Here is an 11,589-nt window from a genome sequence, read left to right as displayed (position 1 = left end):
AAAAACAAAAAATAGGTGACATGCATGTTGAGCAGTACCGCCATCTCCACCCTGCAACACCGGCGTTTTACGCCCAGCCTTCTGGCCGTCGGCGTCGCCCTCGCGACCTTCACTTGCCCGTCGGCGTACGCCGTGAAGTTCGATGTCAACGAGGACTGGTCGCTGACCACCAACACCACCTTGACCTACGGTCAGAGCTGGGCGTTGCGCAACCCGGACCCGGGCATGATGTATGCCCCGGATGCCCGGAGCATCGGCAAGAACGGCAAGGGCATCGACACCAACGGTGACGACGGCCGGCTGAACTTCTCCAAGCACGACACTATTTCGCAGGTCTACAAGGGCCTGACCGAGTTCGATCTGAACGATGGCAACCAGGGCGCCTTCGTTCGCTTCAAGTACTGGTATGACCACGCGCTGGACAGCGGCAACGGCGACTTCAAGAAATTCGACGATTCCGGTTGGCCGGACCTGGCGAAGTTCCAGGGCTTCGAAACCCTGGACGCCTATGTCTGGAAAAATTTCGACGTGGCCGACCATCCGCTCAACGTCAAGGTTGGCAAGCAGGTACTGAGCTGGGGTGAAGCGTTGTTCTTCCAGAACGGCATCAACGCCATCAACCCGCTGGACGTGTCGGCCTTCAACCGCCCGGGTGTTGAACTCAAGGAAGGGCAACTGCCGGTCGAGATGGTCTCGTTCAACTTCGGCCTGAACGACACCCTCAGCCTGGAAGGCTTCTATCAATTCAACTTCCGGCCTTCGGTGCTGGACGGTTGTGGCACCTTTTTCCAGTCCGCCGATTTTGCTCCGGAGGGCTGCGGCCCGATCGTTGCCGGTCTGACTGGCGACAAGACCACCGCGACTGCGTTGAGCGCCGGCACCTTCGTTCCGCGCGGCCAGACCGACTACCCCCATGACGGCGGCCAGTACGGTTTTGCCCTGCACAAGGTCATCGAAAGCCTGAACGATGCCGAGTTGGGCCTGTACTACGCCAACTATGCCAGCCGTTTCGCTTCGTTCAACGGTACTGCGGTCAGCAAGCCGATTTCCGGTCCGGGCGGTTCGCTGGCGAACATCTCGACGGCCAGTTACAACTCGGTCTACCCCGAAGACATCCGTCTGTTCGGCCTGAGCCTCAACGGCGTGGTCGGCAGCACTGCCGTGTTCGGCGAGTTGAGCTACCGGCCGAACCAGCCACTGGGGTTCAACGGCAACGACACCATCCAGTTCCTGCTGCGCAGCCCCAACACGCCGTTCACCGACCCGGGGGTTACCCCGGCCCTGGGGGCGCCGATCGAAGGCTACAAGCGCATGCCGGTGTCGCAGTTCTCGCTGGGTGCCACGGACAGCGTGTCCAACATCTTGGGCGCGAGCAAGTTCTCCTGGGCCGCGGAAGGTGCGGTCAACCACATCGCTGACCTGGGTAACGAGCGCTTCGGCCGCAGTGGTGCCTTTGGCCGCAGCGAGCTGACCACCACCGCGTTCAACCCGGCGGTGCCGGCCAGCTTCTGCATCACGCCGGGCACGGCCAACCTCAACGCCGGCCAGATTGCCAATCTCAACGCCGACAACTGCAACGACAACCGCGGCTTCTACACCGACTGGTCGTGGGGTTACCGCCTGCGCGGTGCCTTGGCCTACGAAGGCATCCTGCCTTCGACCGTCGTGACCCCCAGCATCAACTTCCGCCATGACGTGAACGGTTATGGCCCCAACTTCCAGGAAGGACAGAAAGCAGTGGGCCTCTCGCTGCTGTTTGAGTACCGCACCAATTACTCGTTGGAGTTCAACTACAACGATTTCTTCGGTGGCGACTTCAGCACCCTCGACGACCGTGACTTTGCGTCGGTCAACCTTAAGGTGAGCTTCTGATGAACATGAAACTGAAAAAACTGCCCCTCGTTTTGACCGTCCTGGCGTCGGCTTGCCTCAGCGCATCGCTGTACGCCAAGGACACTGACGTTTCCAAGTTGGGCTCCAGCCTCAATGCCATGGGGGGCGAGCGTGCGACGAACGCCGACGGCAGCATCCCGGCCTGGGACGGCGGCCTGAAACCGGGCAGCCTGAGCGCCAGTGCCAATGGCGATTACACAGACCCATTCGCCAGCGAAAAACCGCTGATGGTGATCACCGGCACCAATGCTGCTCAGTACGAAAAGCTGCTGACGCCGGGGCAGGTGGCGATGCTCAAGCGTTTTCCGACTTACCGGATGAATGTCTACCCGTCGCACCGCACCACCCACATGCCTGACAAGATCAATGCGGCCACCCGTGATAACGCCGGCAAGGTGACACTGGCTGAAAACGGCTACGGCATCATCGGCTACAACACCGGCGTACCTTTCCCGATGCCAACCGAGCCCCTGGAAGTCATGTGGAACCACCTGACGCGTTACATCGGTAGCTCGGTTCAGCGCGAAATGGCCTCGGCCACCGTCGAAGACAGTGGTGCCAGCACGCTGGTGACCTATGAGCAGAGCGTGCACTTCCGCTCGGCGGTCAGCGACCTGCAACCGGAAGAAAACGCCCTGTACTTCAGCATGATCCGCGCCCTGAGCCCGTCCCGTGTGGCCGGTGAAATCACCATGGTCCACGAGCCGGTCAACCAGGTCGCCGAGCCACGCGGTGCCTGGCAGTACATTCCCGGCCAGCGTCGGGTGCGTCGTGCACCGACCGTGGCCTACGACAACAGTGCCCGCTACAGCTACGGCCAATTGACCTCCGATGGCGTGGGTGGCTTCAACGGCGCCCCGGACCGTTACGACTGGAAGCTGATCGGCAAGCAGGAACGCCTGATCCCGTACAACAGCTACAAGCTGGCGAGCAAGTCGTTGAAATACGCCGACCTGTTGAAGAAGAACAACATTGACCCGCAGTACGTACGCTATGAGAAGCACCGCGTCTGGGTGATCGAAGCGACCCTCAAGCCCGATGCCCGCCATGTGTACGGCAAGCGTCGCTTCTACATCGACGAGGACAACTGGCAGATCGCAAGTTCGGAGATGTACGACAGCCGTGGCGAACTGTGGCGCATGTACGAGAGCTACCCGATTCAGTTGCCGGACGTGGATGTGCCGTTCCAGGCGATGGAAGCCACTTATGACTTCATTTCGGGTCGCTACGCCACGAACTACATGACCAACGAGACCCAGCAGAAAATGGTCTTCAACCAGGTAGCTTCGAAAGAAAACTACAGCCCCGCAGCCCTGCGCCGCTACGGCAAGTAATCCTCGTTTCACGACGCTGTGCCCTTTACCGCTGCTTCGGCAGCGGTTTTTTTCGCGCCGCGAAATTCCCCCGAACTCTCTTTTGGCCCGTCCGGGCCGGGATTTGCTCATGCTCGTCGCAAGCCGTCGTTATCCCCTCAATCTGCTTCCCGGCCTCGCCGGCAGCCTCACACTGGCCGGTTTTGCGCTGTGGCTCGCGGCGGCTCCGATACTGCATGGCAGCGGTCTTGGCGCGCTGACGCTGGCCATGCTGGTGGGCCTGGCGCTGGGTAATCTGACCCCCGGCAGTGTCCACGACGCACTGGCCAGTGGCGTGCTGCTGTGCAAGCAATCATTGTTGCGCGTCGGCGTAGCGCTGTACGGCTTTCGTCTGACCGTGCAACAGGTGCAGGCGCTCGGCGTGCAGGCCTTCATCATCGATGTGCTGTTGATCCTTTCCACACTCGGCCTGGCTATCTGGCTGGGTGTCCGCGTTTTGCGCATGGAGCGTCAGACCGCCATCCTGATCGGCGCCGGTCACGCCATCTGCGGCGCCGCAGCGATCCTCGCCAGCGCGGGGGTGGTGCGGGCGCGCAACGACCAGGTCGCCATTGCCATTGCATGCATCGTGCTGTTCGGCACATTTGGCATGCTGGTGTATCCCCGGGTGTTCAGCCTCGCGCCAACCCTGCTGGGTGACAGCCACGCCTTTGGCGTGTTCACCGGCGCCACCCTGCATGAAGTCGCTCAGGTCGTAGCCGCCGGCCAGGCCATGAACCCACAGGCTGCCGAGGCGGCGATCGTTGCCAAGCTAATACGCGTACTGCTTCTCGCGCCGGCATTGATCGGCATCGGACTGTGGTGGTCGCGGGGAAGAACCGGTAATGAAGCCACTGCGTCTGTAAAAGTACCGGTATTCGTACTGGGCTTCGTGATCTGCATGCTGATCAATTCCTGGATGCCGCTGACGCAAGGCATCCGGCAGATCGTCGTGGGGCTGGATGACCTGCTGCTGGCCGCAGCCATGGGCGCGCTGGGTTTCAGCACCCGTCTGCGCGATCTTCGCAAGGCAGGTATCAAGCCATTGATCCTGGCTTTCGTGCTGACGGCACAGCTCATTGTTGTCGGCGGTGTTCTTACGTTGCTTTGATGTCGGGCACCGGTTTTTTTGTTTTACGCGATTGAGCACTGGTGCACGTCGAATCGCTCACGTTGACTCACCACGGCCTGCTCGGGACGCGTTCAATTGTCTGTATAGGGGGGCTTCATCCAGGTTGAAGTGAGACAGAAGCCGGCATCGACGGGCTTCTGTCATCCGTGATTAAACCGGCTGTGTTGCTTCTTCCGCGGCAATGGCGGCCTGCACGCTTGGACGTGCTTCGATGCGTTCCATGAGCGACGCCAGTTCCGGCCAGCCCTTGACGTCGATGTTGAAGAACGGGAGCCACTTGAGCACGGTAAACAGGTAGGCATCGGCCAGGCCGAAGGCGCCCAGCAGGTAGTCTTTGTTCAGCAACTCCTTGTTCAGATAGTCCAGGCGCTTGAATAGTTTTTGCCGGAAAATTTCTTTGGTGGACTCAGGGATGTCAGCATTGAACAACGGCGCGCTGCCGCCATGGATTTCCGCGGTGATGAAGTTCAGCAGTTCCTGCAGGCGAGCGCGTTCCCAGGTGCCGTTGGCCGGTGCCAGGGCATTGCCCGGAACCTGATCGGCCAGGTACTGGACGATGGCCGGACCTTCGGTCAGCACCAGGCCGTTATCCAGCACCAGTGCGGCCACGTAGCCCTTTGGGTTGATGTCGCGAAAGTCACGGCCGTCAGCCGTGGCCTTGGTCTTGTTGTTGACCCGGATCAGTTCGAAAGGCAGGCCCAGTTCGCGCAGCACGATGTGCGGCGACAGGGAGCAGGTCATGGGGGCAAAGTACAGTTTCATGGTTATCTCCTTATAAGCGGGCAACGGGTACCCGAGCGTGTTGCCAGAAGCGGGGTGGGTAGTATTTAGCCCCGCTTTGTGGGCCAAATCAGGCACTCTTATCCTGTAGTAAGTCATGACTCAATAGACCTAGTACGCCGGTGACGATGGCCCAGCTAGGCAAGCCTATGGCGAGGATGAGTAAAACAGGCAAGGGCGGTATGCCAATCTCATTCACCATCCGCGCAGCCTCGCCTATTTGCTTGGCCCCGCCCCAAAGCGTGCCTACCGCCATGATTCCAAAAAGTAGGCCCAGCATTGCGTTGTGTCTGTCTCTATTGCCCATAGCGGCTCCAGGTTTGCTCCATTGAGTTGGAGGATTTTGGGCAGGGGGAGGGGGATGCGCAAGCCAAAATCAAGGCTGAAAATTCGCCAGCATGATGGATTTTTCGAGTCTGATAGGACGCCGGTGAAATGTCTTGAGAATGCTCCACGCTTTCCCGGGATCACTTTTCAAAACGAGCGACTTGAGGGCGTGCTGGTAGAGGGAAAACGGAAAGTTTTGTAACGGCTACTAAAAAGTTTTGTAACGGATCGGGAGTCCGTTGTGGAAACCTGAAAGCCAGAAACGACAAAGCCCTGAATAATCAGGGCTTTGTCGTATAAAGATGGCGGAGGCGATGGGATTCGAACTCATGGACCTGTTACAGTCGACGGTTTTCAAGACCGTTGCCTTAAACCACTCGGCCACACCTCCGTTTGCGTTGCGGGCGCCATAATACCTGAATGAAACACACTGTCAAACTCTCTGCATAGCTTGTTACAGGGCGTCTGTTATGATCTTTGCGACTGAACGTTTCAAACCAACAGGAGTGTCGCCATGCGCGAACAGGATTACGCAGTTAATAACAGCTTGCAGGCTGAGCAGCTAGAGGTTAGCCGCGTCCTGCGCAACACATACGGCTTGCTCGCCCTGACCCTCGCATTCAGCGGTCTGACGGCTTACGTCGCTCAGCAGATGCGGGTCGGCTACCCGAACGTTTTCGTGGTGCTGATCGGCTTCTACGGCCTTTTCTTCCTCACCAACAAACTCCGAGATTCCGCCTGGGGCCTGGTATCGGCATTTGCCCTGACCGGTTTCATGGGTTTCCTGCTGGGCCCGATCCTCAACCGTTACCTGGGCATGCAAGGCGGGGCTGAAGTGGTCAGCTCGGCCTTTGCGATGACGGCACTGGTGTTCGGCGGTCTGTCGGCCTATGTGCTGATCACCCGCAAGGACATGAGCTTCCTCGGCGGTTTCATCACGGCGGGCTTCTTCGTTCTGCTCGGTGCGACCCTGGCCAGCTTCTTCTTCCAGATCAGCGGCCTGCAACTGGCGATCAGCGCAGGTTTCGTGCTGTTCTCCTCGGTCTGCATTCTGTTCCAGACCAGTGCCATCATTCATGGCGGCGAGCGCAACTACATCATGGCCACCATCAGCCTGTATGTATCGATCTACAACCTGTTCATCAGCCTGTTGCAGCTGTTCGGCATCATGAGCCGCGATGACTGATAGTCAGCGTTAAATAAAAAACCCGCTTCGGCGGGTTTTTTATTGTCTGGCATTCAGGGTTATTCGGTAATGATGATGCTTCCATCGGCTTGCTGCCGGTAGAGGGTGTAGGGCAACAGCAAGGTATCGAAGGCGCCGGAAAGGACCACATCGATCAGCACAATGGCTGGAGCGCTGTCATGGACCTGCGCGTCCCGTCCTTTTTCCAAAGGCGCGTTCAGATAGCAGAAGTCATATGTCACACCGCTGTAGATTCGGCGAACTGCGCCGCAGTAGCTATTTTTCTCCCTGAGGCTCTTTGCGGCCACGTCGTCTCCACGTACAACCGTCTGGACAGTGCCGCAGCCCGAAAGCATCAGTGCTGTCAGCAACATAAATCGAAGTTTCATACCGCCAATCCTTAGCTGGAAAACGGTTAATTTACGCCCCTTAGAACGAAACTGCATTCACGCCATCGGGGGCAACCGCCGTTTGACCGGGGTTTTCTTGACGATTGCGGTGTTGGTTTCGGCGTGGGTATTGAGCCGGTCGAGCAGGGTGTCCAGTTGTTCCATCGAGCGTACATGCAGGCGCGCGATGAAGCAGTCGTCTCCGGTGACCTTGTCGCACTCGGTGAACTCGGGAATGGCCATGATTTGGCGTTCAACTTCCTGTAACTGGCCGGGTAGCGGACGAATGCGCACGATGGCCTGGAGTTGATAACCGAAGCATTTCGGGTCGATTTCAACGGTGTAGCCCTTGAGCACACCACGCTCTTCGAGGCGACGCAGGCGCTCTGCAACGCTGGGCGAAGATAAGCCGCTGAGGTGCGCCAGGGCCTTGAGTGAGCGTCGCGAGTCTTCCATCAATGCCGTGATCAGCACCTGGTCGATGTCATCGGTCATGGCGAAAACCTCTATTAGGCAGTTTTTCAAAATTGCCTTGATAAAAAAGGCAGATTCCGAGTTTAGCCTGATTTTTGCGCTGGAGAAGCGCCTCGGCTGATTGGCATACTTTGCCCATCAACAGAGGAGTCTGAAAATGGACAAAACAATTCGTCGCGGCTCGTTCGAAATGACCGCCGCCATGCTGATCTCCGGGACTATCGGCTGGTTTGTGCTGGTATCGGGGCAACCGGTGCTGGACGTGGTGTTCTGGCGCTGCCTGTTCGGTGCCGGCGCGTTGCTGCTGATTTGCGCGGTATTCGGCTTCCTGCGGCCCGGCATCCTGACCCGCACCACGTTCCTGTTGGCCGTGCTCAGCGGCGTGGCGATCGTCGGCAACTGGGTGTTGTTGTTCGCCTCCTATTCCCGCGCCTCGATTGCCATCGGCACTGCCGTCTACAACGTGCAGCCGTTCATGCTGGTGGGCCTGGCCGCGGTGTTCCTCAACGAGAAAGTCACCTTGCAGAAACTGGCGTGGCTGGGCGTTTCGTTTCTCGGGATGCTGGCGATCGTCAGCGCCCATGGCGGGCAGGGCGAGAGCGGCAATGAATACCTGATCGGCATTGTGCTGGCGCTGGGCGCTGCATTTCTTTACGCGATTGCCGCGTTGATCATCAAGCGCCTGACCGGCACGCCACCGCATTTGATCGCATTGGTTCAGGTCAGCACCGGTGTGTTGCTGCTCGCGCCGTTCGCGCACTTCTCGGCACTGCCGCAGGGCCAAAGTGCATGGGGCAGTCTGGTCACCCTGGGTATGGTGCACACCGGTGTGATGTACGTGTTGCTGTACGGCGCGATCCAGAAATTGCCGACGGCATTGACTGGCGCGCTGTCATTCATCTATCCGATTGCGGCAATCTTCGTCGACTGGTTTGCCTTCGGCCATCGTCTGGAACTGATGCAATGGATCGGGGTTGCCGCGATTCTGCTGGCTGCTGCCGGGATGCAGCAGGGTTGGAGCCTGAAATGGCGACGCACAGTAACCCAATAGGCAGGCGTCAGATGTTCCATCGCGGTGCCGTCCTGGCCAGCCGCTGGCGCATCTCGCCAATGTTTGTTGCCAGTTGTTGAGTCAACAATCGATAACCGTCCAGCGCGTTGTAGATCGGCGCATCGAGGCTGACGGCCGGCAACTCCATGGTTCGACTCAGCCGTTCGGTGGCGCCTGACTTCAGTGCCCTGGCCATGCCTATCAGCTGCACGCCAATCAGCCGGTGCTCCGCCTTCAACGTCGATTGAAGTTGAGCCATGGCATCGGAATCACTGGCATCCGGTCGGGTATTGCCGAGAATCTCCAGGGTGCTGACACAGGTGCGCAGATGACGTTGAATGGCATCGAGCTCGGTCATCGACATCTTCACCTCTTTCGATACCGATGGCATCAGTGAGCGCAGTTGCACCATGACCGTGTTCAGGCGACCCATCAGCTTGAGGTGCTCCTCAGCCGTGACGGGTTGGCCGTCGATAATGCGCCCGTAGATCGCCGCGCAGTCGCGCAGGGCGTCGGCCAGGTTGTAGCGCCAGGAATAGGCCGCGTAGAGGGGCAGGGCGAAAGAGAATGCTAGGGCCAGCGCGATGCCGATCAGGATATCCACCCCGCGCCATAAGCCGTCGGTGACCGGATTGTCGCCATGCCCGGCGACGATGAACACGGTAATCGCGGCCAGCAGTGCGGTATAGCCGCCCTTGCCGATGGCGTGGTACGAGAAAAACCCACAAATCACCGCCATCGCGAAATAGGTCAGCCATGGCATGCCGAGCCAGGCCTGTTGCACCACCAGCACCAGACCGATAGCCGCGCCGACCAGGGTGCCGATGGCTCGTTCGGCGGCTTTTTTGCCGATATTGCCGTGGTGCTGCAAACCGCCGATCACCACCAGCATCGTCACCGATGCCCATTCGCCGTGGGGAAGATGGATGCCGGTGGTCAGCAGGATAGTCGCCAGTAACCCCACCGACACGCGCACCGCGTGAATCACCTTGGCATGCCGATAGCGCTGGTATGGGTCAATCAGCGGACGCAGTAGCCGGCGCAGCAGCGGTGGCAGTCGAGGGGTAGTGGATGTGCTCAGGTTCACTCTCCTCAGAAAATGTAGTCAGTGGTCAAAAAGCTCGAACTGCGTCCGCTGATGATTTCGCTGATCAACTCCTTGTTGGTCTCCTGGAATTTGGTCGCCACCAACGTGCGGATCGAAAACACCCGTAACGCGTCATGCACCGACAAGGTGCCTTCGGCGGAGTTTTTGCGGCCATTGAAGGGATAGGTGTCAGGGCCGCGCTGGCATTGGGCGTTGAGGTTAATGCGCCCGACCTGATTGGCGAAGGTGTCCACCAGCCGGCCGACCGCTACCGGGTTGGTGCCGAAGATGCTCAATTGCTGGCCGAAGTCCGACTCCAGGACGTAATCGATCACCGTGTCCAGGTGGCGGTAAGGCACGATCGGCACCACGGGGCCAAACTGTTCTTCCTGATAGACACGCATCTGCGGCGTCACCGGGTACAGCACCGCAGGGTAGAAGAACGACGCGCGGGATTCGCCGCCATTGGGGTTAACCACTTTTGCGCCTTTGTCGACGGCATCGGCCACCAGTGCGTGCAGGTAATCGACCTTGCCTGACTCCGGCAGGGGCGTCAGGGCGACGCCGCTGTCCCATGGCATGCCGGGTTTGAGCGTGGCCAGTTTGGCGTTGAGTTTCTCGATGAAGGCATCGACCACGTCTTCGTGGACAAACAGGATTTTCAGTGCCGTGCAGCGCTGGCCGTTGAATGACAGGGCGCCGGTGATCGATTCGTTCACGGCGTTGTCCAGGTCCACCTCCGGCAGGACGATGCCGGGGTTCTTCGCATCCAGTCCCAGCGCCGCGCGCAAGCGATGCGGGCGCGGGTGCAGTTTCTTCAGGTCACTGGCGGCCTTGTTGGTGCCGATGAACGCAAAGATATCGATCTTGCCGCTGGCCATCAGGGCACTGACGGTCTCGCGGCCGCTGCCGTAGATCACGTTGATCACCCCGGCCGGGAAGCTGTCACGGAACGCCTCCAGCAGCGGGCGTATCAACAGCACGCCCAGCTTGGCTGGCTTGAACACCACGGTGTTGCCCATGATCAAGGCCGGAATCAGTGTGGTGAAGGTTTCGTTCAACGGATAGTTATAGGGCCCCATGCACAACGCCACGCCCATCGGTACGCGCCGGATCTGGCCGAGGGTGTCCTGCTCCAGTTCGAAGCGGCTGGAGCGGCGGTCGAGTTCCTTCAAGGCGTTGATGGTGTCGACGATGTAGTCGCAGGTGCGGTCGAACTCTTTTTCCGAGTCCTTGAGGTTTTTGCCGATTTCCCACATCAGCAGCTTGACCACCGCTTCGCGCTGTTCGCGCATGCGCCCCAAAAAGGTTTCGACATGCTGGATGCGCTCGGCCACGCGCATGGTCGGCCACAAACCCTGGCCGCGGTCGTAGGCGCGGACGGCAGCGTCGAGGGCGGTCAGTGCGGTGTCGGCGTCCAGCAGCGGCGTGCTGCCAAGGATCACTTGTTCGTCACCCGCAGCACTGCTCAGATAGACCGGGCTGCGCACCAGGGCGAGAGGGCCCGTCCAGGTTTTCAGCGCACCGTCGACCAGGTATTCACGCTGCTCGATCTGGCCGTCCAGGCGATATTTTTCCGGGATTCTGTCGGCCTCGGGAAACAGGTTGCCAAGGAGATCTGCTGTGCTCATGTCGCTACCCCATATGAAGTGTCACCCGCGAACCCTGCTGCCACCTCCAGCACCCTGTAGGGAGCGAGCATGCTCGCGATGGTCGTGAACGATGACGCGGGCTATCAGGTATCCCGCGGCGCTTGGGCGTTTTTCGCGAGCATGCTCGCTCCTACAGTAGGATTTGCGGCGCTAATAGGCAGAGTAGAGGGGTTGAGGGTCTGGATCTTGTGTCTCAAGCGTAGACCGCAATCTTTGACCTCGCCGCACACAACCATCGGTGCTGCGGTTAAACTTCGTGTTCTTTC

The 11,589-nt window shown here is 59.4% G+C and carries 10 protein-coding genes and 1 tRNA gene; 5 read left to right on the top strand and 6 right to left on the bottom strand.

The genetic code is table 11. The features are described 5' to 3' along the window. Window positions 1-24: 24 nt before the first annotated feature. The 3 genes from GPL81_RS13535 to GPL81_RS13525 all read left to right on the top strand — a co-directional run bounded on the left by GPL81_RS13535 (window position 25) and on the right by GPL81_RS13525 (window position 4,356). Entirely contained in the window at window positions 25-1,872 is a 1,848-nt protein-coding gene (locus tag GPL81_RS13535) for a DUF1302 domain-containing protein (RefSeq protein WP_160107116.1), read from the top strand. After that, entirely contained in the window at window positions 1,872-3,227 is a 1,356-nt protein-coding gene (locus GPL81_RS13530; RefSeq protein WP_160107115.1) for a DUF1329 domain-containing protein, read from the top strand. Before GPL81_RS13535 ends, GPL81_RS13530 begins: the two co-directional genes overlap by 1 nt. Window positions 3,228-3,336: 109 nt before the next feature. Then, window positions 3,337-4,356 (top strand): YeiH family protein, encoded by a 1,020-nt coding sequence (locus GPL81_RS13525; RefSeq protein WP_160107114.1) that lies wholly within the window; start codon window positions 3,337-3,339, stop codon window positions 4,354-4,356. Window positions 4,357-4,527: 171 nt separating this feature from the next. On the opposite strand, the gene gstA is transcribed toward GPL81_RS13525, so the two are convergent. Continuing rightward, entirely contained in the window at window positions 4,528-5,139 is a 612-nt protein-coding gene (gstA, locus tag GPL81_RS13520) for a glutathione transferase GstA (protein WP_160107113.1), read from the bottom strand. Between the two features lie 648 nt (window positions 5,140-5,787). After that, window positions 5,788-5,875: transfer RNA gene (locus tag GPL81_RS13515), tRNA-Ser, on the bottom strand. A gap of 123 nt (window positions 5,876-5,998) precedes the next feature. Between GPL81_RS13515 and GPL81_RS13510 the strand changes: the two genes are divergently transcribed. Beyond that, on the top strand, window positions 5,999-6,670 hold the full coding sequence (locus GPL81_RS13510; RefSeq protein ID WP_160107112.1) for a Bax inhibitor-1/YccA family protein: 672 nt from the start codon (window positions 5,999-6,001) through the stop codon (window positions 6,668-6,670). A gap of 59 nt (window positions 6,671-6,729) precedes the next feature. On the opposite strand, the gene GPL81_RS13505 is transcribed toward GPL81_RS13510, so the two are convergent. After that, the gene (locus GPL81_RS13505) at window positions 6,730-7,059 is read right to left on the bottom strand and encodes a YceK/YidQ family lipoprotein (protein ID WP_160107111.1); all 330 of its coding nucleotides are present in this window, start codon (window positions 7,057-7,059) and stop codon (window positions 6,730-6,732) included. Window positions 7,060-7,116: 57 nt separating this feature from the next. Beyond that, complete coding sequence (locus tag GPL81_RS13500; RefSeq protein ID WP_096512023.1) at window positions 7,117-7,554, bottom strand: Lrp/AsnC family transcriptional regulator; 438 nt, start codon at window positions 7,552-7,554, stop codon at window positions 7,117-7,119. A 136-nt stretch (window positions 7,555-7,690) separates the two neighbouring features. On the opposite strand from GPL81_RS13500, the gene GPL81_RS13495 reads away from it, so the two are divergent. Next, entirely contained in the window at window positions 7,691-8,584 is an 894-nt protein-coding gene (locus GPL81_RS13495) for a DMT family transporter (protein WP_160107110.1), read from the top strand. Window positions 8,585-8,591: 7 nt separating this feature from the next. Here GPL81_RS13495 and GPL81_RS13490 read toward each other — a convergent pair whose 3' ends face one another. Both GPL81_RS13490 and GPL81_RS13485 read right to left on the bottom strand, forming a co-directional pair. After that, entirely contained in the window at window positions 8,592-9,632 is a 1,041-nt protein-coding gene (locus GPL81_RS13490; protein ID WP_160107170.1) for an FUSC family protein, read from the bottom strand. A gap of 44 nt (window positions 9,633-9,676) precedes the next feature. Further along, window positions 9,677-11,302, bottom strand: a complete 1,626-nt coding sequence (locus GPL81_RS13485) for an NADP-dependent glyceraldehyde-3-phosphate dehydrogenase (protein ID WP_160107109.1) — start codon at window positions 11,300-11,302, stop codon at window positions 9,677-9,679. Window positions 11,303-11,589: the final 287 nt, after the last annotated feature.

This window comes from Pseudomonas izuensis, from assembly GCF_009861505.1.
GTDB lineage: Bacteria > Pseudomonadota > Gammaproteobacteria > Pseudomonadales > Pseudomonadaceae > Aquipseudomonas > Aquipseudomonas izuensis.
The sequence above is the reverse complement of the archived record's forward strand: the minus strand, read 5'-3'. Positions and strand labels throughout refer to the sequence as shown.